Annotated in this window: 18 protein-coding genes; 7 read left to right on the top strand and 11 right to left on the bottom strand. The window is 63.9% G+C overall.

Going from position 1 to position 20,599, the window contains the following annotated elements; translation table 11 throughout:
* Positions 1 to 31: 31 nt before the first annotated feature.
* The 6 genes from ACQ4WZ_RS09030 to ACQ4WZ_RS09055 all read right to left on the bottom strand — a co-directional run bounded on the left by ACQ4WZ_RS09030 (position 32) and on the right by ACQ4WZ_RS09055 (position 7,741).
* Positions 32 to 841 (bottom strand): transglutaminase family protein, encoded by an 810-nt coding sequence (locus ACQ4WZ_RS09030; RefSeq protein ID WP_133991457.1) that lies wholly within the window; start codon positions 839 to 841, stop codon positions 32 to 34.
* Entirely contained in the window at positions 841 to 1,785 is a 945-nt protein-coding gene (locus ACQ4WZ_RS09035; protein WP_436573166.1) for an alpha-E domain-containing protein, read from the bottom strand. The genes ACQ4WZ_RS09030 and ACQ4WZ_RS09035 overlap by 1 nt, the downstream gene beginning before the upstream one ends.
* The gene (locus ACQ4WZ_RS09040; protein WP_101481288.1) at positions 1,779 to 3,233 is read right to left on the bottom strand and encodes a circularly permuted type 2 ATP-grasp protein; all 1,455 of its coding nucleotides are present in this window, start codon (positions 3,231 to 3,233) and stop codon (positions 1,779 to 1,781) included. The genes ACQ4WZ_RS09035 and ACQ4WZ_RS09040 overlap by 7 nt, the downstream gene beginning before the upstream one ends.
* A gap of 128 nt (positions 3,234 to 3,361) precedes the next feature.
* Positions 3,362 to 4,519 (bottom strand): sensor histidine kinase, encoded by a 1,158-nt coding sequence (locus ACQ4WZ_RS09045; protein WP_436573167.1) that lies wholly within the window; start codon positions 4,517 to 4,519, stop codon positions 3,362 to 3,364.
* 68 nt (positions 4,520 to 4,587) lie between these two features.
* Positions 4,588 to 5,463 carry a hypothetical protein gene (locus ACQ4WZ_RS09050; RefSeq protein ID WP_133991461.1) on the bottom strand — a complete coding sequence of 292 codons (876 nt, stop codon included), beginning with the start codon at positions 5,461 to 5,463 and terminating at the stop codon, positions 4,588 to 4,590.
* Between the two features lie 85 nt (positions 5,464 to 5,548).
* Positions 5,549 to 7,741: a TonB-dependent receptor gene (locus tag ACQ4WZ_RS09055; protein ID WP_436573168.1), complete on the bottom strand. Its 2,193-nt coding sequence runs from the start codon at positions 7,739 to 7,741 to the stop codon at positions 5,549 to 5,551.
* Between the two features lie 232 nt (positions 7,742 to 7,973).
* Between ACQ4WZ_RS09055 and ACQ4WZ_RS09060 the strand changes: the two genes are divergently transcribed.
* The 3 genes from ACQ4WZ_RS09060 to ACQ4WZ_RS09070 all read left to right on the top strand — a co-directional run bounded on the left by ACQ4WZ_RS09060 (position 7,974) and on the right by ACQ4WZ_RS09070 (position 10,965).
* Complete coding sequence (locus ACQ4WZ_RS09060) at positions 7,974 to 8,651, top strand: hypothetical protein (protein ID WP_436573169.1); 678 nt, start codon at positions 7,974 to 7,976, stop codon at positions 8,649 to 8,651.
* 125 nt (positions 8,652 to 8,776) lie between these two features.
* Positions 8,777 to 9,730, top strand: a complete 954-nt coding sequence (locus ACQ4WZ_RS09065) for a 2-hydroxyacid dehydrogenase (protein WP_101481284.1) — start codon at positions 8,777 to 8,779, stop codon at positions 9,728 to 9,730.
* 50 nt (positions 9,731 to 9,780) lie between these two features.
* The gene (locus tag ACQ4WZ_RS09070; RefSeq protein WP_436573874.1) at positions 9,781 to 10,965 is read left to right on the top strand and encodes a low temperature requirement protein A; all 1,185 of its coding nucleotides are present in this window, start codon (positions 9,781 to 9,783) and stop codon (positions 10,963 to 10,965) included.
* A 55-nt stretch (positions 10,966 to 11,020) separates the two neighbouring features.
* On the opposite strand, the gene ACQ4WZ_RS09075 is transcribed toward ACQ4WZ_RS09070, so the two are convergent.
* A complete protein-coding gene (locus ACQ4WZ_RS09075) occupies positions 11,021 to 11,551 on the bottom strand; it encodes a GNAT family N-acetyltransferase (RefSeq protein ID WP_101481282.1) in 531 nt (176 codons plus the stop codon).
* Between the two features lie 91 nt (positions 11,552 to 11,642).
* Between ACQ4WZ_RS09075 and ACQ4WZ_RS09080 the strand changes: the two genes are divergently transcribed.
* The gene (locus ACQ4WZ_RS09080) at positions 11,643 to 12,212 is read left to right on the top strand and encodes a helix-turn-helix domain-containing protein (RefSeq protein WP_436573170.1); all 570 of its coding nucleotides are present in this window, start codon (positions 11,643 to 11,645) and stop codon (positions 12,210 to 12,212) included.
* Between the two features lie 12 nt (positions 12,213 to 12,224).
* Here the strand turns inward: ACQ4WZ_RS09080 and ACQ4WZ_RS09085 are convergent, their stop codons facing one another.
* The gene (locus tag ACQ4WZ_RS09085) at positions 12,225 to 13,112 is read right to left on the bottom strand and encodes a LysR family transcriptional regulator (protein WP_166674885.1); all 888 of its coding nucleotides are present in this window, start codon (positions 13,110 to 13,112) and stop codon (positions 12,225 to 12,227) included.
* Between the two features lie 72 nt (positions 13,113 to 13,184).
* Here ACQ4WZ_RS09085 and ACQ4WZ_RS09090 point away from each other — a divergent pair, with 72 nt between their 5' ends.
* The 3 genes from ACQ4WZ_RS09090 to ACQ4WZ_RS09100 all read left to right on the top strand — a co-directional run bounded on the left by ACQ4WZ_RS09090 (position 13,185) and on the right by ACQ4WZ_RS09100 (position 16,701).
* Positions 13,185 to 14,681 carry an MFS transporter gene (locus ACQ4WZ_RS09090; RefSeq protein ID WP_436573171.1) on the top strand — a complete coding sequence of 499 codons (1,497 nt, stop codon included), beginning with the start codon at positions 13,185 to 13,187 and terminating at the stop codon, positions 14,679 to 14,681.
* Positions 14,682 to 14,782: 101 nt separating this feature from the next.
* A complete protein-coding gene (locus ACQ4WZ_RS09095) occupies positions 14,783 to 16,351 on the top strand; it encodes an EAL domain-containing protein (RefSeq protein WP_436573172.1) in 1,569 nt (522 codons plus the stop codon).
* The gene (locus ACQ4WZ_RS09100; protein WP_436573173.1) at positions 16,348 to 16,701 is read left to right on the top strand and encodes a hypothetical protein; all 354 of its coding nucleotides are present in this window, start codon (positions 16,348 to 16,350) and stop codon (positions 16,699 to 16,701) included. Before ACQ4WZ_RS09095 ends, ACQ4WZ_RS09100 begins: the two co-directional genes overlap by 4 nt.
* A gap of 3 nt (positions 16,702 to 16,704) precedes the next feature.
* Here ACQ4WZ_RS09100 and ACQ4WZ_RS09105 read toward each other — a convergent pair whose 3' ends face one another.
* The 3 genes from ACQ4WZ_RS09105 to ACQ4WZ_RS09115 all read right to left on the bottom strand — a co-directional run bounded on the left by ACQ4WZ_RS09105 (position 16,705) and on the right by ACQ4WZ_RS09115 (position 20,548).
* A complete protein-coding gene (locus ACQ4WZ_RS09105) occupies positions 16,705 to 18,069 on the bottom strand; it encodes a serine hydrolase (RefSeq protein WP_436573174.1) in 1,365 nt (454 codons plus the stop codon).
* A 131-nt stretch (positions 18,070 to 18,200) separates the two neighbouring features.
* The gene (locus tag ACQ4WZ_RS09110; protein ID WP_436573175.1) at positions 18,201 to 19,574 is read right to left on the bottom strand and encodes a serine hydrolase; all 1,374 of its coding nucleotides are present in this window, start codon (positions 19,572 to 19,574) and stop codon (positions 18,201 to 18,203) included.
* Positions 19,575 to 19,585: 11 nt separating this feature from the next.
* Positions 19,586 to 20,548, bottom strand: a complete 963-nt coding sequence (locus ACQ4WZ_RS09115; RefSeq protein ID WP_436573176.1) for a DUF535 family protein — start codon at positions 20,546 to 20,548, stop codon at positions 19,586 to 19,588.
* Positions 20,549 to 20,599: the final 51 nt, after the last annotated feature.

Raw genomic sequence — 20,599 nt, forward strand, 5'->3', positions numbered from 1 at the left:
GGCAAGGCCCGGCCAGCCTCATTCCTGCCAGTTACACGGGCACGATCTGCACATCGACTCTTAACGTTTCCGTGCCGCCACCCTGGCGCACGCCGCGCACGGGGGCGGCCGAATCATAGTCACGCCCGATGGCCAGGCGGCAATACGCGTCCGTCATCAGGCGCGCATGCGTGACGTCGATGCTGACCCAGCCTGCGAAATCCGTGTCTTCCGTCCAGGCGTCGACCCAGGCGTGACTGGCCGCATGGCCCGTCGTGCCCGGATCGATATAGCCGGACACATAGCGGGCCGGGATGCCCCAGGCGTGGCAGCAGGCCAGGAACAGATGGGCGTGGTCCTGGCACACGCCGCGTCCCAGCGCCAGGGCATCGCCAGCGGTGGTGGTGACCATGGTGGCACCGCTTTCATACGCCACCTTGCCGACGATGTGCTCGGCCAGGCGCAGCAAATGTCCCGTGCCGGCCGTCACCCGGCGGTCCGGCAGGCTGGCAGCCGCCAGTTCAAGGATGGCGGGGTTAGCCTGCGTCAGGGGTGTCGGCATGGTAAACAAGAGCGGCGACAAGGTGTCGATCAGGTTCAGCCGTCCCTTGTGCGGGTAGATGGTGTCCACCACGCCGTGCGCCACCAGGCTCAGGGATTGATGGCTGCCGCTGATGGTCAGCATGTGCGACAAATTGCCGTAGGCATCCGTATAAGCGTGGCACCGGCCTGGCGTGGTGATCTGCCAGGACAGGGCGCGCTGCTGCGGCTCGATACGCGGCGTCAGATGCAGCTGCTGGATGGTGTAGGCCAGCGGTGCACTATAGGCGTAATGGGTTTCGTGGCGGATGGTGAGCTGCATCAGGCCGCCAGGGGAACGAGGAAGTCGCGGCTGACCCGGTTGCCCAGCTCATAAATGTTTTCCAGAAACTCCGTCAATGTTTGGTGCAAGCCAGCCTTCATGATGTCGTCGATATGGCCAAATTTTAACTCGGCATGCAATTTGCCGGCGAACCGCTCCGTATCGGCCGACACATCGTTGCGGATATGCTTCAGATTTTCCACCACGTCATCCATGCAGGCCAGCAAGGATCTGGGCATGTCGCCGCGCAGCATCAGCAATTCCGCTACCCGCGCCGGGGTGATCACGTCGCGGTAGACCTTGCGGTAGATTTCAAAGCCGGAGACGGAGCGCAGCAGGGCCGCCCAGTAGTAAAAGTCGCGCTGGGTGATGTCTTTCGACGTGTCGCGCGCGCCGTGGAACTTCACGTCGAGGATGCGCGCCGTGTTGTCGGCGCGCTCCAGAAAGGTGCCCAGGCGGATGAAATGGATGGCTTCATCCTTGAGCATGGTGCCCAGGGTCACGCCGCGCGACAGGTGCGAGCGGTACTTGACCCATTCGAAGAACTGGCTGGGGTCCGTTTCCAGCAGATTGCTCTTCAGGCGTTTCTGCATGTCGAGCCAGGTGGCGTTCTGGATTTCCCACACTTCGGTCGTCAATGTACCCCGCACGGCGCGGGCGTTTTCGCGCGCGCCCGTCAGGCAGGCCAGGATGGAAGACGGGTTGTTCGGGTCGCGCACCATGAAGTCGAGTACGTCGCGCGTATGGAAGCGGCCATATTTGTGGTCATACGCGCTTTGCAGTTCGGAAATACCCAGGGTGGCGCGCCAGCCCTGTTCCGCGTCCTGCTCGGACTGGGGCAGCATCGAGGTCTGCATGTTGACGTCCAGCATGCGCGCCGTGTTTTCCGCCCGTTCCGTGTAGCGGGCCATCCAGAACAAATGATCGGCAGTGCGGCTCAGCATGTTTTTTCTCCTGCAAAAGCGGATGTGGCTTCCAGTACCCAGGTATCCTTGGTGCCGCCCCCTTGCGAGGAATTGACTACCAGCGAGCCTTCGCCCAGCGCCACGCGGGTCAGGCCGCCCGGCACCATGGAAATCGTCTTGCCAGACAGCACGAACGGGCGCAAATCGATATGGCGCGGCGCAATGCCGGCGTCCACATACGTGGGGCAGGCGGACAGGGCAAGTGTAGGCTGGGCGATGTAGCCGCCCGGATTGGCCAGCAGGCGCTGGCGGAAATCCTCGATCTGCGCGGCGCTCGATGCCGGGCCCACCAGCATGCCATAGCCGCCCGCGCCATGCACTTCCTTGACCACCAGCTTGGACAAATTCGCCAGCACGTAGGACAGGTCGGCCGATTTGCGGCACTGGTAAGTGGGCACGTTGTTGAGTATCGGCTCCTGCGACAGGTAAAACTTGATCATGTCGGGCACGAAGGGGTAGATGGACTTGTCGTCGGCCACGCCCGTGCCGATGGCGTTGGCCAAGGTGACTCTTCCGGCCCGGTAGACGGACAGCAGGCCTGGCACGCCCAGCGAGGAATCGGAGCGGAAAGCCAGCGGATCGAGGAAATCGTCATCGACGCGGCGGTAGATCACGTCGACGCGCTTGGGGCCGCGCGTGGTGCGCATGTACACGGAGTTGTCGTTGACAAACAAATCCTTGCCTTCGACCAGTTCCACGCCCATTTGCTGGGCTAAAAAGGCGTGTTCGAAGTAGGCGGAGTTGTACATGCCGGGTGTCATGACGACGACCGTTGGGTCATCCACGCCCATGGGCGCGACGGAGCGCAGGTTGTCGAGCAGCATGTCCGGATAATGGTCAACGGGGGCGATGCGGTTGCGGGCGAACAGTTCCGGGAACAGCCGCATCATCATCTTGCGGTCTTCCAGCATGTAGGACACGCCCGAAGGCACCCTTAAATTGTCTTCCAGTACATAAAATTCGCCCTGGCCGGCGCGCACGATATCGACACCGGCGATGTGCGCGTAGATGTCGGAGGCGACGGAAATACCCTGCATTTCCGGCCGATACTGGGCATTCTTGTAGATTTGCTCGGCAGGAATGATGCCCGCCTTGATGATGTTTTGCCCATGATAAATATCATGGATGAACATGTTCAAGGCTTGCACGCGCTGCACCAGGCCCGTTTGCATCTGCGCCCATTCGGCGGCGGGGATGATGCGGGGGATGGTGTCGAACGGTATCAGGCGCTCCGTGCCGGCATCGTCGCCATACACGGCGAAGGTGATGCCGACCCGGCGGAACGTCAGGTCGGCTTCGGCCCGCTTGCGGGCGATGGTCTCGGGGGATTGCTGCGCCAGCCAGTTGTCAAATTCACGATAGTGTTCACGTACCTTGCTGTCCGTACCCACTTCATCCGCAGTCATTTCATTGAAAAAATTTGCCATGTTGTGATTTCCCTTGAGCCGTGTCTATGTATAGCTCAGCAGGAAGCGTGCCAACAGGGTGGCCTCGAAGATGTGCAAATATGACCACTTTTGTGGCGTTGCGGCGTTCTTCGCACCGATTTGGTGCGCTAACTGTCACTCTTGGGGAAGTCGGCGGGCTGGACGAAGGGACGGCAATCGACGGGCACGTCAAAGATGAAGCTGGTGCCCGTTTCAGGTGCGCTGTCGACGGCGATGCTGCCGCCGTGGCTTTCGGCCACGTTCTGCACGAAAGGCAGGCCGATGCCCCAGCCTGGCGCGGGGCTGTCGTTCTCGCGGCGCAGGTAGTCGAAGATGCGTTCGGCCTGCTCCGGCGCGATGGCCTGGCCGCCATTGTGGACGGTGATGATCAGGCGTTCGTGGACCGCTTCCACGTGCACGCTGATGGGCGCGTCGTCGCCGTACTTGATGGCATTGCCGAGCAGGTTTTCCAGCGCGCGTCGCAGCGAGTTCTCGCACCACCAGCCGACGACAGGTTGGCCGTTGACCTGGCATTTGTCGGGCAGCTGCAGATTGACCTGACTGGCCACGGCGTGCACCAGGGGCAGCACATCGAACTGGCTCAGGGCAAGCGGCAGCCGCTGGCCCTGGTGGTAGCTGAGGCTATCGAGCAATTCCTCGATCATGCTGTCGAGCCGTTTGCTGTGCTCGGCAATCTTGTGCGCCAGCAATACCACCCGTTCCGGGTCCACTGGCCTGAGCAGCAACTGGGCGCTGGTGCTGATAACAGCGAGGGGGTTGCGCATGTCGTGCGACAGACCGGCCGCGATGCGGCGCCGGAAAGCTTCGTGCATGTTGGTAAATTCGCGTATCGATTCGCAGATGCCCACGTCGATGGACTCGTTGATGACATGCCAATCCTTGCTGCGCAGGGTGATACCTGATTCATGCGCGACGGCGGCAAAGCAGTCGCGGAAGATCTGGTATTCCTGGATTACCTGTTCCGGCCCGTAATTCGTCATGCGCGCCCGCTCATTGCCATGCACGGCGGGCACGTTACTGTTGCTGGCGGCGTTTTCGCGCGGGTGGCCCGGGGTCAGTGCTTCGGCCAGATTATCGAAAAAAGCGGGCAAGGTGTTGGTGAGTATGGGCTTGAGCAACTGATCCGCACCGCGCACGCTGGCCCGCACGCGCTGTTCCCAGACGCCAAGGACGGCGTCGCGCATGGCAAAGATGCGCTGTGCGCGCTGCAGTGGATGGCGCGCGCCCGCCTGGCGGTCCGCCTGATGATCCGTGGCAATATTCACCTGAACTCCCTGACAGGAATGGCTATGCTCATCATAGTATGCGCCAATTCGGCGGCCAGGGAAACGCCTTATTGTCCCGTATCGGCTTGCCGCAGAGCCGCCTGCAGGCGGGAAAGCGATGCTGACCACTCGTCCAGAGAAAAGTTCTGCGGGTCGTCATGACCGTTCGCAAAACCCGTATCGAGCACGGCGTGGAAGGCGGGAATCAGCCACGTGCCCTTGCGCACGCTGGCAGCGATGTACAGCAGGGCCAGGCGGTCGTATTGCGCTGGCGTAAAGCCCGGATCGGGGGCCAGCCCGTCGTTGCCCTTGCCGCCGCCCGGCACGGAATTGCGCGGCTGCACCAGCTCCACGTGCAGAAAAAGGCCCGTCAGCGACGGCTTGTCCTTTTCCAGCTTGCTGGCGTAGCTGGGCGTGCCAAAGTCGCGCACTTGCAGCGAGGCGCCCAGGCGGTTCACATACACATGGCCTTTCGGCCCGCCACCCAGCGCCGGATTGCGCAAGCTAAAATCGTTGAAGTCCCAGCTGGCATCGTTGATATGGTCGGGAATAGTTTCCAGCAAGAAATTCGGGTAGCTGGTGTCATGGATGACAAAATAGCGGGCCATGGGCGCCGCCAGCCGGCCCACGGCGCGCGACAGCGGTGCGTCGACGGCGCCGCCCACGTCCGCTTCACTGATCGACTGCTGTGCCAGCCAGGCGCGCAGCCGTGCCGGAGTGATGCCCGTGCGCTGGCCGATGTGGGCGGCAAGAATGTCCGGTAGCGGCGCGCTGTCGCCCAGGCGCGCATACAACTTGACGGGACGTAATAAACACGTGGCTTGCGCCCGCGCATCACCTTTGAAGCCGCTTTTCCAGGCGGCATAGGGGCAGGCGGCTTGCTTCTGGGCAGCCGCCGGCAGGGATAGACAGAGCAAGAGCAGCAGGGCGGGGAGTCGTTTCATGCGGGCATTGTCGCCGAATCGGGCGTGCCGGCACAGGCGCGCACGCGAAAAAAAAAGCTGCCCTCGGGCAGCTTTGTCTTCTGGCTTAGAAGTCCACTGACGCCGACACGACGACGGTGCGTGGGGCGCCCAGCACAAGATAGCCAGCGCCCGAGGCGCCGCCGGCAGACGCCCAGTAGTTCTTGTCGGTCACGTTATCCAGGCGCGCGCGCAAGGTGACGGCGCGGTCGGCGATGGTGGTCAGGTAGCGTGCGCCCAAGTCCAGGCGTGTCCAGGACGGCACTTTCTGCATATTGGCGCCATCGATGTATTGCTTCGACGTATACAAGGTGCGTCCCGTCAAAGCCAGGCCGCGTACGCCGGGCACATCCCATTCCGCACCGAAATTCAGCTGGGTAGCAGGCACGCCGATGGCATCCTTGCCCACGTTGGCAGCGTTCATGGCGCTCAACTGCTCCGTGTCGAGCAGTGTCAGGCCGCCCAGCAGGCGCAGGCCACGGGCAGGTGTACCGAAGACCGACAATTCGATGCCGCGGTTGCGCTGTTCGCCAAACACGCCGAAGATACCGTTTTCCACATAGGCCGATGGCTGCTTGGTGGTAAACAGGGCAAGGCTGGCGCCGATGCGGCCAGCGTCATACTTGACGCCGATTTCTTTCTGTTTCGACTTGTAGGGCGCGAACGCCTGGCCGACATTGGTCACCCCGGTGCCAGCGGCGACCGCGCCTTTTTGCAGGCCTTCGATATAGTTGGCATAGACGGACACTTCCTTGACTGGGCGATACACCAGGCCCAGCACAGGCGTGGTGGTGCTTTCGCTGTAGCTGCTGCTATCAAACCGGACGCCCGTGTTGTAGTCGTTCGAATCGTCCTTGATGGTCTGGCGGCGCGCGCCCACAGTCAGCAATACCTTGTCATCGGCAAAGGCCATGGTGTCGGCAATGGCAAAGCTCGACAGCATGGTGCGTGCCGTCACCAGCGGATGCGCCAGGTCGCCGCCCATGAACCAGGTTGGCGCGGGCGCGGCTACCTGCACGGGAGCATAGATATTCGTGCCAAAGCCTGTCACAAAATCGCTCATGCCATAGGCGTTCTTCGATTGCGACCAGAAGGTCGAGACGGTGGCGCTGATGGTATGCCCGACGCTGCCTGTGCGCAGCTTGCCGCGCACGCCGATCTCGCCCGTACGGACGCTATCGTGGCGGGTATTGTCGAAGCGATAGGAACTGGCCGCGCCGGACGTACTGTTCACCGTGGGCGCTGCCAGCACGTTCGACTCGTCGCCATTACGAAAGCCCATGGCAGCCCAAGCCACGACGTCCTTGGCGAGGTCGTATTCTCCGCGCAGGGTGCCGAAAGTATCGCGTTCGTTGGAGTGCGTCCAGCCTTGCGCGAAGTTGCTGCTGGCGTCAGGCGCAGCGGGCACGGCAACGCCGCTGGCCACACTGACGCTTGGGCGCGGATTGCGCAGCTTGTGTTCCTGAAAGCCGGCATCGGCCGACAGGCGGAAATCGCGCCCGCGGTAATCGGCGCCGACAGAGAATACGCTCAGTTCGTGCTTTTCGCGGTCGACGGCTGTGTCGCCATCGCGTCGTACTGCATTGATGCGCACGCCGGTATTATTGTCGGGGCCGAAGCGGCGGCCGATATCGGCTGCCACATAGCCCTGGCCGCCGCTTTCCGTGCCGACCGTAATCTGTGTCAGCGGTGCATCGGTGGCGCGCTTGGGCACCAGATTGATGGTGCCGCCGACGCCGCCACCGCCGGGCGCCGCACCATTGATGAAGCTATTCGCGCCACGGAACACTTCCACGCGTTCCAGCAATTCGGAAGCGACAAACTGGCGTGGCAGCAAGCCATACAGGCCGTTATACGCGAGGTCGTCCGAATTCACGGCGAAGCCGCGGATCATGTACATTTCCTGGAAATTGCCGAAGCCGCGCGTCACGCGCACGCCAGCATCGTTTTGCAGTACATCGCCCACGCCCTGTGCCTGCTGGTCCTGGATCAGCGCCTGCGTATAGTTGGTGCTGTTGAAGGGCGTGTCCATCATGTCCACGTTGCCCAGCAAGCCCAAACGCCCGCCGCGCGCCACCTGGCCACCCGCATACGCTTTCGACAAGCCTTCCGCCGACGCATCGGCCGAGGCATTCACTTCCACCGTGGGCATGGTTTGCGCATCGCTGTCTGGCGACGTATGTTGGGCGTGGGCGGCAGTGCTGGCCAGCAGGAAGGCGGCCAGGGCGAAGGGGGTAGGAGCGAGGCGGAAGGGGCGCATGGTGTTGTTTGGATATTAATGAGAATGATTATCATTATATTCCAGTGACGAGCGGGGCGTGAATAAGTGTGAGAATGTCATAAAAAAAGTCGCCATTCGTACAACACCAGGCAGGCAGGCACTGGAATCTGGCGGAAAAAGGCGCGCCAGACGATACCTTATGGATTTATTAATGCCTATGCTCAAGTTTCGCTAAAATGGGCCATCGCGCCCGGCGCCTACAGGAAACCGCATGCCATTGCTCCGCCATCTACAGTCCGCCTCCCTGCGCATGCGGCGGGGCTTGAGCCTGAAAGGCATGGCTGTTGCGCTGATACTCGCCATGCACGCGCTGGGCCTGTATTTCCTCATGCTGCCGGCGCGCCAGCTCAAGCAATACACGGAAGTGGCCTTCATGAGCCTGATGCCGCCCCGTCCACCGCCGCAGACGCCGCCGATGGCCTTGCCGCTGCCGCTGCCGCTGCCGTTTCCCATGCCGCGTGCGCGCGCCAGTGCAACGCCTGCCACGCCTCCCGCCATCCTCGCACCGCCCGCCGTTGCAGCAGAAACCATCACCGTGCCTGCCGAAGAATCGCCCGCAGCTGCGCCCGCCGCAGACTTGCGCACGCGCGCCCGTCTGGCCGCGGGGGCCGCCGACAAGTCCCTGCGCGGCGAAATCAAGCAAGACAAGCCGTGGCTGGCCGCAGCCGAACTCAAAAGCGAAAGCGCTTTCCAGAAGCTGGTCGCCTCCGCCTGGCGCGGCGGCCCCGTCATTCGCGTGGAGGAATACCTGACGGCTGATGGCCGGCCCGCCACGCGCGTGGTCAGCGCCGGCGGCGCCACCTGCTATGGCATGGCCGAGAATCCTGGCTCTGGCGCTGACCCGTTCAAGACGGGCGGCAAGGTGAAACGCGTGCCTTGCCCTGGCTAAAGACAGTATCAATGGTATGGGTTTGACGGCCATTCCGGGGCAGCCATCCCCGGCTGGGCGTCAAATATGCTAAGTTGCGTCTGCGTTTGTTTCCCACCCTTATGTCGACACGCCCCAGGACGCCCATGCCACCCGAACTCCTCATCCTCGCTCCCAGCCCCTCGGCTGCCGTTAACGCGCAGCTGGAGCAGCAATATACCTGCCACCACGCCTGGCAAGTGCCGGCGGACGAGCGCCACGCCTGGCTGGCCGAACGCGCGCCTGCCATCCGCGCCGTCGTGACGACGGGCGCGCTGGGCTTGAACGCCACCGACATGGCCTTGCTGCCCGCCCTGGAAATCATCGCCGTGAATGGCGTGGGCCTCGATGGCGTGGCCCTCGACGCAGCCCGCGCGCGCGGCATCGCCGTCACCACCACGCCGAACGTGCTGACGGATGACGTGGCCGACGTGGCGTTGGCCTTGCTGCTGGCCAGCGCGCGGCACATCGTGACGCTCGACCGTTTCGTGCGCGATGGCGGCTGGGAACGCCGCGAGGCCATCGCCCCCGCCTCCAGCCTGCGCGGCAAGACGGCCGGCATCTTCGGCTTCGGCCAGATCGGCCAGGCCATCGCGCTGCGCCTGGCCGCCTTCGGTGTCCAAGTGCGCTACTTTCAGCCCCGCGCCATTGCCGGCACATCCGTACCGCGCGCCGAATCCTTGCTGGCCCTGGCGCAGGAATGCGATTATCTGATCGTCTGCGCGCCGGGCACGCCCGCCACGCGCAAGATTATCGACCGCACCGTGCTAGACGCGCTGGGCCCGCAAGGCACCCTGATCAATATCGCCCGTGGCGCCCTCATCGACGAAGACGCCATGATTGCCGCCTTGCAGGATGGCCACCTGGGCGCGGCAGGCCTGGATGTGTTTGCGGACGAACCGCGCGTGCCGGCCGCTTTGCGCGCCTTGCCGAACGTGGTGCTGACGCCGCATGTGGGCAGCCTGACCGTGGAAACGCGCCATGCGATGGGGCAACTGGTCGTCGATAATCTGGCGGCGCACTTTGCCGGCTTGCCCTTATTGACGCCGGTAAAGTCATAAACGCCCGAATTGAACGTTTTACTAGCATGAATGAAAGAGTATCTATGGAATTGACAAAATCGCTGTTGCGCACGCGCGGCGGGCAGGACAGCGGCAAGGTGGGCATGATCGAGCTGTTCTTCGACCTGGTGTTCGTGTTTGCCGTTACGCAACTGTCGCACGGCTTGCTGGCGCACCTGAGCGCCATGGGCTGGCTGCAGACGGGCCTGCTCCTGATGGCCGTCTGGTGGGTATGGATCTTTACGTCGTGGATCACCAACTGGCTCGACCCCGAGCGCATTCCCGTGCGCATCAGCCTGTTCGCGCTGATGCTGGGCGGCCTGATCATGTCGGCCTCGATTCCTGAAGCGTTCGGCACGCGGGGCCTGGGCTTTGCGGGCGCCTACGTGGCCATGCAGGTGGGTCGGCCCCTGTTCGCCTGGTGGGCCGTGCGCCATGAAGCGCTGGCGCGCCGCCGCAATTTCCAGCGCATCGCGCTGTGGGCCGTGCTGTCCGGCATCTTCTGGATCGCCGGCGGCCTCGCGTCGCCCGAGCAGCGCATCTTTTGGTGGGGCGCGGCCCTGCTGATCGACCTGGCCGGCCCATGGATGCAGTTCGGCCTGCCGGGCCTGGGCCGTTCGACGATCGCCGACTGGGATGTCGATGGCAGCCACATGGCCGAACGCTGCGGCCTGTTCGTCATCATCGCCCTCGGTGAATCCTTGCTGGTGACGGGCGCCACCTTCGCGGGTCTGGAATGGACGGCCGGCAATTGGCTGGGCTTTTTGTCGGCACTGGTCGGCAGCATCGCCATGTGGTGGATTTATTTCGATACGGGCGCCGAGGCGGGTCACCACCGCATCGCCCACTCGAAGGACCCGGGCCGCATCGCCCGCAAGGCGTACACGTATATCCACGTGCTGATCGTGGGCGGCGTGATCGTCAGCGCCGTGGCCGACGAACTGGCGCTCGTGCATCCGGATGAAGCGAGCTTCGCCGGCATCAGCGCCTTGCTGGGCGGGCCGATCCTGTATCTGCTGGGCAATGCGCTGTTCAAATGGGTCAGCAATGACCGCGCCACGCCGCCGCTGTCGCATCTGCTGGGCATCCTGATCATCCTGGCGCTGATCCCGATGGCCTATGGCCGCCTGTACACGCCGTTGACCCTGGCCTGCATCACCAGTTGCGTGCTGGTCCTGGTGGCCGTCTGGGAACACATGGCCTTGCGCCGCCCGCCGCCGGATATCGATCTTTGATACGCGATCTTTGATACGCGATCTCTGATACGCGATCCCTGATGCCTGCCTGACCTTATCTGGACGGCGTGATGCCGTCCGGATCGCTGCGCGCATCGAGCTGAAGCTGCAGGAATGTCAGGTCCAGCCAGGCGCCAAACTTGGTGCCCACCTGGCGCATCAATCCCACCTCTTCGAAACCCAGCTGCTTGTGCAGGGCGATCGAGGCGGCGTTGCCCGCTTCGATGCCCGCCACCATGACGTGCTTGCCCAGGCCGCGCGCGCGCACGATCAGTTCCCCCATCAAGGCCTTGCCGACGCCGGCGCCGCGGCGATCGGCCCGCACATACACGGAATGCTCGACCGTATGCCGAAAACCCTCGAACGGGCGCCAGTCGCCAAACGAGGCGTAGCCGGCGACATTGTGCTGCGCATCGATGGCTACCAGCACCGGATAGCCGGCCCGCTCGCGGTCGGCCAGCCAGGCTGCGCGGTTGGCCGCATCGACGGTCCGTTCATTCCAGATGGCCAGGGTATTGCTGACGGCATCGTTATAGATGGCCGTGATTGCCTCGATATCGCCCGCATGGGCATCGCGGATGTGCATGTTGATCTCCTTGCTAGTCGTCTACTATAATGGACAAATCATAGATTGCCGTCCAAGCCTTGTCCAATAGAATCCGAATAGAATCTGACCCATGTCCACTAAACCAGACGAATTGAACCAGCGCATCGGCGCCAGGGTGCGCCTCGAACGGGAAGCGCTGGGCTGGTCGCTGACGGAACTGGCGGCCCGTTCGGGCGTCTCGCGCGCGATGGTGCACAAGGTGGAGCGGGGCGACTGCAGCCCCACGGCCACCTTGCTGGCAAGGCTGTCCGGCGCCTTCGGCCTGAGCATGTCAGAACTGATCGCCCGCGCGGAGATGCGCGAAGGGCGCTTGCTGCGCAAGGCCGAGCAGCCCGTGTGGATCGACCCGCAGAGTGACTATGTGCGGCGCCATGTGTCGCCCGCGTCCGACATGCCGCTCGACCTCGTGCATATCAGCTTGCCGCCAGGCGCCATGGTGGCGATGCCGGCCGCCGCCTATGTGGCGCGGCGCCAGCTGATCTGGTCACTCAGCGGCAGCCTCGTCTTCATCGAAGGCGATACCCGCCACATGCTGGACGCGGGCGATTGCCTGGAACTGGGTCCGCCCGCCGACTGCGTGTTCAGCAATGAAACGGCCAGCGATTGCACCTATGCCGTGGTCGTGCTGAAGCAGGGCTGAGGCAGCATCTTCTCAATTCAGCGCCGCGGCGCGCAGCTGGGCAATGAAGGCGCGCGCGGCGGGCGCCTGTTCGTGGCGGCGGAAGGCTACGGCGATTTCCGAGCTGATCTGCGGCGCTGCCAGGTCGCGGAAGCACACACCGGGCAATTGCACGCTGGCCATCACGGAGTGGGGCACGATGGCGCAGCCCACGCCCAGCGATACTTCCGTCAGCACGGCCACCAGGCTGCCGGGGCGCGACACTACCTGTGGCGCAAAGCCGCCGCGCCGGCTGACTTCCAGTGTTCCCAGCTCCTGTTCCGGCACGATGAAGGCCTGCTGCGCCAGCGCGGCCGGTTCCGCCACGTCCAGGCGGGCCAGCGGGCTGTCTGCCTGCAGGGCCAGCACGAAGCGGTCGCGCAGCAAGACCACCATGTCTATGCCGTCCGGCAGGTGCAGGGGCGGGCGCACGAACGCCAGGTCAACGCGGCCCTGGTCCAGCAAGCCGGGCAGGGTATCCATCGCCTGTTCGCGCGCACAGATGTGGATGCCGGGGTGGCTGGCGCGAAAGCGGGCAAACTGGTCTTGCAGCACGCCGGAATAGGCGGCCGAGGCCACGTAGCCGATTTCCAGCCTTCCAAGCTCTCCCCGGCCCGCGCGCCGCGCCACGTCCTGCGCCTGCGCCAGCTGCGCCAGCGCGCGCGTGGCCTCGATGACGAACAATTCTCCGGCGGCCGTCAGGGCCACGGCGCGCTTGCTGCGCTGGAACAGGCGCGTGCCCAGCAAATGCTCCGTTTCCTGCACCTGCTTGGTCAGCGCGGGAGGCGAAATGCCCAGCTCGGCAGCCGCCCGCGCGAAATGCAGGCTGTGCGCCACGGCCAGCACGCAGCGGAAGTGCCGCAACTCCATGTCTTTGTCTATATTCACCATGGGTGAATTATAAGGCGCTCATCTTATAACAGGAAATAATACAAGCTTGCTTACAATCGAGGCATGAAGAATACCAACTGGACCTTATATACGTGCTCGGGCGTGTGTGCATTGATTATGCTCGACACCAACGTGGTGGCCGTCTCCCTGCCGTCGATCGCCCGCTCGCTCAATGCCAGCTTTGTCGACGTGGAATGGGTAGTCAGCGCCTACATGCTGGCGTTCGCCTCGTTTTTGCTGCCGGCCGGCAGCATTGCCGACCGTCTGGGGCGGCGCAGGGTGATGCTGTTTGGCCTGGCCGTGTTCGCGCTGGCGTCCCTGCTGTGCGGCCTGGCGTGGACGCCGTTCGTGCTCAACGTGGCGCGCGCCATCAAGGGCCTGGGCGCCGCGCTGCTGCTCACGTCCGCGCTGGCCGTCATCGGCCACACCTTTCACGCGGAAAAGGAGCGGGCGAGGGCGTGGTCCGTGTGGGGCGCGGCCATGGGCGTGGCCATGACGGTGGCGCCGCTGTTGGGCGGCCTGATCACGAGCGCCATCAACTGGCGCTGGATTTTTTATCTGAACCTGCCCGTAGTCGCCATCCTGATGTGGCTGGTAGGCAAGCATGTGGATGAATCGAAGGATGCGTCCAACGCCAGTTTCGACCCGCTGGGCGCGCTGCTGTTCTCGGCTGGCCTGTTCTGCATCATCTGGGGCTTGATCGACGCCAGCGTGGCGGGCTGGGCCAGCCACGCCACTGTGCTGCGGTTTATGGCGGGCGCGGCGCTGCTGGCCGGGTTCGTGCTGGTGGAACGGCGCCAGCGCGCGCCCATGGTCGATCTGTCCCTGTTTGGCCGCCGCGTGTTTGTCGGCGCCGTGCTGGGCATGTTCGGCTACGCCATCGCCGCGCAAGTGATGATGACCTTCTTGCCGCTTTATTTGCAGAACGCCTTTGGCTTTTCCGCCGTGCTGGCCGGCTGCGCCATGTTGCCGTTTGCCGTGGCCATGGTGGTGCTGTCGCGCCTGGCGCCGCGCGCCATGCGCCATCTGGACGACCGCGGCATCCTGGTGACGGGTCTGTTGATCGTCGCCGTGGGCAACGTGGCCACTGCCTTGGCCGCCGCCAGTTTGCAGTATGGCCTGGTGGCAGCCGGCATGGTCGTCACGGGCGCGGGGGCAGGATTGCTCAATGGAACGACGCAAAAAGCCATCCTCGCCTGCATTCCCCGCGAGCGCACGGGCATGGGGTCCGGCATCAGCACCACCACGCGCTTTGTCGGCATCGTCCTGGCCGTGGGCGCGCTGGGCGCCGTGCTGGCCATGCGCACGGCTGCCTCGTTCGACAAGCTGGCGTGGTTGCACGGCTTGAAGGCCTCGCCCGAGATGATCGGGCGTATCGTCGCCGGCAACGCGGCCGAGGCTTTCGGCCAGCTACCGCCCGCCATGCAGGCCGTGGCGCAGGAAGCGGCCCGGCACGCCTTTATCGATGGCTTTGCCAGCGTGCTCTACCTGGCTGGCGGGCTGGCGGCCGTGGTGGCGGCGCTGGTCTTCGTGCTGACCCGGCCGGTACAGAAAGTATGAAAAGTGTAACTGTTCAGCAATATTCAAGTACACGGCCTCGGCTTGTAATATGATGCCATCAGGAAATACATGGCAATCATATAACTACCACAGGCAATCGCATGCGCAGAAAACGCATCATCATCACCAGCGTGCTGGTCGCAGTCATCGGCGTGGCCGCTCCCTTGAGCCTGGCCTTCTACCTGTCGTCCGTGCGCGCCGAGCAAGGCGAGCAGGAACGCCTGCGCCTGCTGGCCGGCTACGCGCTCGAGCGTGCCCACCGTTCGATCGCCTCGGCCAGCATGGCCCTGCGCAGCGCCGATGCGCTGGACCTGGCGCCGTGCTCGGAAGCGCATGTCCAGCAACTGCGCCGCATCACCATCACCACGCGCAGTATCGACGATATCGGCTATATCGAGAATGGTTTGCTTAAATGCACCTCCACGGGCATGGAGGACGAGCACATCGCCGTCACGCCCCCCGATTTCATCCTGGACAATGGCATGGGCCTCGATTTCAATCTGCGCCCCGTCGTCAGTGGCGGCAAGCGCATGGTGGGGCTGACTTACCGCGCCTATAAAGTGCTGATCGATCCCGTGCGCTTTTCCGACGTCATTGTCGACAGCGATATCCAGATGGCCGTGGCCATCGGCAAGGGTGGCGTGCTCGACACCTTGCACCATCCCGATCCCGCGCTGGTGCAAGCCTTGCTCGCCGGCCAGCCAGGGGCGGGCGGCGCCACCGAGGACGGCAGCATCCATGCCATGCTGTACCGCGACGGCTTGACGGCCGTCATGATCGAGCCGCGCAGCAAGCTGAACGACAGGCTGCGGCGCGAACAGCTGCTGCTTTTGCCGCTGGGCCTGCTGATGGCCGCCTTCATCGTCGGCATCGTCGTGTGGCTATCGCGCCGCCGCCTGTCACTGATGGGAGAACTGAAGATCGCCATCGAGCGGCGCGAATTCTTTGTCCATTATCAACCCATCATCGCGCTCGACACGGGCGTGTGCGTGGGCGCCGAAGCGCTGATACGCTGGCGCCGTCCCGATGGCAGCATGATCAGGCCGGACCTGTTCATCCCCGTTGCCGAAGAAAGCGAGCTGATACTGCCCATCACCGACCAGGTCATCGCATGCGTCATCGCCGACATGCGCGCCGCGCTGCTGGCCGACCGCGATCTGCACATCGCCATCAACCTGTGCGCCAGCGATATCGAAACGGGCAGGGTGCTCGACGTGCTCGAGCGTGCGCTGGACGGCACAGGCATCGAGGCGCAGCAGATCTGGCTGGAAGCAACGGAACGGGGCTTCATCAACGTGGAAGCGGCCCGCGCCACCATCGACAAGGCGAGAGCACGCGGCCACGCCGTGGCCATCGACGACTTCGGTACGGGATACTCCAGCCTGTCGAGCTTGCAAAACCTGCCGCTCGACGCCCTGAAAATCGACAAATCCTTCGTCGACACCATCGGCACGGACGCCGCCACCAGCAGCGTCACACCGCACATCATCGCCATGGCCCGCACCTTGAACATGCTGATCGTGGCCGAAGGCATAGAAACGCAGCAGCAAGCCGATTATTTGCTGGAACGCAAAGTCGAATTCGGCCAGGGCTGGCTGTTTGCCAAAGCGCTGCCGGCTGCAGAATTCCTCACTTTTTACCGGGCGCGCCGCGCGCCATCGTCCACATGAAACAGGCAAACTTCCCTTATCCGCTACAGCCGCTGCGCGTGCCCGGTGGCTGGCACATCACCGTCAATACCCTGTTCGAGGTGGAACCGGGCCCGGACACCATGCAGTGGTTCAGCAGCGCGCTGCTGCTGTGGGGCCATCGTCGCGATAGCGGCTACTGCTTCAATTCGCACTTCGAGCCGGAAGACGATCCAGACGGTGAATTCGTGCTGGAAATGGGCAAGGTGGACTATGACCGCCACGGCAAAGCCGTCAAGGGCAGCGAGGTGTTCCTTGGGGAATGGCGCACGCGCAGCAAGGCGGCGTTTGTTGAACGGGTCGAGCAATTCATGCAAGACCCTGCAGCTTGAGTTTTACTGTTTGCGCGCCAAGACCACGTCCTGCCCGCTTTGCTTGAGCACGGCGCTGACGATCTTGCCCGTGGCGTCGCGCGTAAAGGTCAGCTCCGCCTCGATGGCGCGGAAGAAAAACTGGTCTTTTGCGCTGGCAAACAGGGGCGCCGAGCCGACGCCCGTGCCGGCCGCTTCCAGCCCATGCTTGCCCTGACTCACCGTCAAGGTGAAATGTTCCTCAGGGGAATGCTCAAGCACATAGTCGGCCACGTATTCAGCCAACGTTGCGCGCGGCAGCTCGATGGCGGCTTGCGGCTTTTTCAGGGGCGGCAAGGGCGTGCCAGGCAGCAAGGCGGACAAGCCCAGGGTGTCGACGGTGCGCGCCGTGTTCGTCAGCACTACTACCCCCCGCTTGCCGTCCGTGGTAAATGCCGCATAGCTGGTGTAGCCGCCTGTCTGCCCGCTGTGCCAGGCGTAGCTTTGTCCCTGTTGCTGCTCCAGCAACCAGGCCAGGCCGATTTTTGTGTCGCTGTCCGGCGCCAGCGGACGCTGCGGCTTGATCGCCAGCGCATACGGACGCAGCGGCTTGAACATGTAGGCTTGCAGATAGGCGATCATATCGCGCGCGCTCGAATACACGCCGCCGGCCGGCGCCACCACGTTCAAGTCCCAGGCCGGCGTCGGTTCGCCCGACAGCTGGTGGCCGGGCGCCAGGCGCGCCAACATGCCGTGGGTGGGCGTGTTCGAGGTCGAGCGCATGCCCAAGGGCACGGCGATGCGCGACTGCAGCAGCGCTTCATAACTGCTGCCCGCCTGCGTAGCCAGGGCTGTGCCCAGCACGGCATAGCCTATATTCGAATAGTCAAAGGCGCTGCCGGGGGCGCGCGGCAGATGGTAGGCGGCGAGAAACTGCCGCTGTTTGGCGTCCGTGTAATCTGCATACGGATTGGCGGGGTCTTTCGGCGCGAAGTTGTCGGGCAGGCGTGGCAGCGCGGAGTAATGCGTGGCCAGGTCGAGCACGCTGATCGTCTTGCCCTCGAACGCAGGCACCGTATAGCCGGGCAATAATGTCGCCACCGGCTCCTCGAGCGTGACCTTGCCATCGACGACGGCGTCGGCCAGCAGCAAGCCTGTCATGGTCTTGGTGACGGAACCGATCTGGTAGACGGTATCGGTACCCGGTTTGGCGTTCTTGCCTGCATGCACGCTGCCAAAGCCATACACGGCACTGTGCTTGCCCTCGATCACGGCGATGACAATGCTGGCGTGCATGCCCGTGCGCGTGAGTTCTTCCGCGCGCTGGCGTACGGCGTCGTCGAGGGTGGGGGCGGCCAGGGCGCTGCTGCCGATGAGGCAAAGGGGGAGAAGGGCGAAAGTGGGTGTCATGGGAACCTTGTCCAGGGTGGGCCGAATACAGGCCAGCGCCTGGATAAGGTGGCTGGCATGCGCTGGGAAGGATACGGCGCCAACATGAAGGCCGCCTGAGTTTTATGCCACCTTTGCTGATTTGGCAATATTTAGGGTTTTCGCTTGCCCGGCATCGCCTGGCCATTCTGGTGCAGGACGACGCCCGTGATGGCGCCCTGGGCGTCGCGCTGGAATACCAGTTGCGCTTCCACCACCTTGTAAAAGAAGGTGTCTTTCGCGCTGGCGTACACGGGGGCTTCGGGCTGGCCCGTGGCGCCCACCAGCAAACCGTCCGGACCCTGGCGCACGCTGAGGACAAACGTGGGCGCCAGCGCATACTGGCCCGCATATTGGGCCAGTTCGGCGGGGGCGATGGCGATTTCCTTCGGCGCCGGGGCATTTGGCGGCGGCAGGCTGCCGGGTAGCAGCACGCCCACACCCAGCCCATCGACGTCGCGTGCCGTGCTGCTCAGCACCACCACGCCCCGCTTGCCATCCAGGGTGTAGCCGGCAAAGCTGGCATAGCCGCCCGTCTGCCCGTTATGCCAGGCAAAAGGCTGGCCCTTGACCTGGTCGAGCATCCACGCCAGGCCGATCTTTTTCACGCCATCGCCTTCGCCTTCGCCGGCCAGTACCCGGCGCGGCTGCACGGCCAGTTGCTGCGCGGGACTGGTCGCCCGCATGTACGATTGCATGTAGGCAATCATATCGCGGGCGCTGGAACGCACGGCGCCAGCCCCTGCGATGGCCTGGAAGTCCCAGTTCTCGGCCGGCTTGCCGTCGGCAAGGTGGCCCGGCGCCAGACGCACGCGCAGGGCGGGCGTCGTCACTGCCGAGCTGCTGGCCATGCCCAGCGGACGGAAAATACGCGCTTGCAGCAGTTCTTCGTAAGACATATTGGCTTGCGTGGCCAATGCCGTGCCCAGCAAGCCATACGCCAGGTTCGAGTATTCATACGCGGCGCCCGGCGCGCGCGCCAGCGCATGGCCGGCCAAAAAAGTGCGCAACTGGCCTTCGGCATAGTCGCCGTAGGGATTGCGCATGTCCGCCGGCGCCAGATTGGCGGGCAGGCGGGGCAAGCCGGAAAAGTGCGTGGCCAGTTGGCCTACAGTAATTTTCTGGCTCGCCAGCGCGGGGATGGCGTAGGCTGGTAGCAGTTCGGCCACCGACTGTTCCAGCTGCGCCTTGCCTGCCACGATGGCGTCGGCCAGCAGCAAGCCCGTCATGGTTTTCGTGACGGAGCCGATTTCATACACGGTATCCGCATCGGGCACGCCTTTGTCGCCGGGCCGCGCGCGGCCGAAGCCGTACACGGCGCTGTCCTTGCCGTCGATCACGGCGATGACCAGGCTCGCATGCTTGCCGTCACGCACCAATGCTTCTGCCCGTTCACGCACGGCGGCATCGAGGGCGGGGGCGGCCAGGGTGGCGGCGCTGGACATGGACAGCATGGGTAGCAGCAGGGTGCGTAAGCGTGGGAGCATCGTCGATTCCGTCAGGTATGTGATTGATGGGAATACAGCATAACAGTTCCATTGACAAGATGGCCGTTTTGGCAAGATGGCGCGGTGATCATGGCCGCCAGCTGCGCGCGCATGTCGGCGGCCATGCAGAGCAGCAATTCGCCACGCCGGCGCGCATCGGCGCGTTTCTTGGACGGCACCTCGGCCATGTCGGGCACCCGGTAGGGAATGCAAGGCAAGTGATAATTACCGTCGCGCATGCGCAAGGCGTGCAATTCCTGCCACACCAGGTCATAGTCGGCGGCGATACGGCGGCGCCGGCGCGCATTCAGGGCGATGCGGTTGTCATTGCAGATCAAAAACAGGTTATTGCAAGCAAAAAAATCGCCGAAATCGCGCAAGGCCGTCACCATCAGGTTTTTCGGACGGCAACCGTGCAAGGCCCGCGTGGCGTCCTTGACAGCCAGCTTGCCCGCCTCCGAGCGCAAGCCTTGCAGCGCGCCCAGCTGCAAGGAAACGCCATCGGCGCGCGGCAGGAACAAAAAACTGGCCAGGTACAGGGGCTGGCCGTCGCGTGTCAAGCGTAGGCACAGTTCGCCTTCGCGGTAGCTGTCGTGGATGGCCGTCAACTGCAATCGGTACAGCGCCCCATCCTTGCCTTCGAACGCGGCCAGCACCACGGGCAGGCGCGCGGCGCGCTCGACCAGCGTGCGCGCACCCGCCTGCCACAGGAAGCGGTAATGCCCTTCCAGCAAGGCCAGGCGATCTGCGCAAGCAAGCTGGCGCGAGGCATAGGGGCGGTAAATCTTGAAGCGCAAGCAGGGATGCAGTTGCGCCAGAGAGTTCAAGCCGGGCATGCTGCCCAGGAAGGCTTGCCAGCGTGTGCGCTGGCGGGGGAAGAAAAGGGCGCCCAGCGCCGCTTTCAGGCGGTGCCCGCTGGCGCGATGTGGCGCCACGGCGGTGCTGTGGCACAAGGTTAAAGCGTTGTCATTCATGGTTTTGCCGGGAAATGGCAGGCGCTGCACAATGAGAGCCTTGCCAGTTTG

The organism is Janthinobacterium darwini, from assembly GCF_051380905.1.
GTDB lineage: Bacteria > Pseudomonadota > Gammaproteobacteria > Burkholderiales > Burkholderiaceae_D > Janthinobacterium.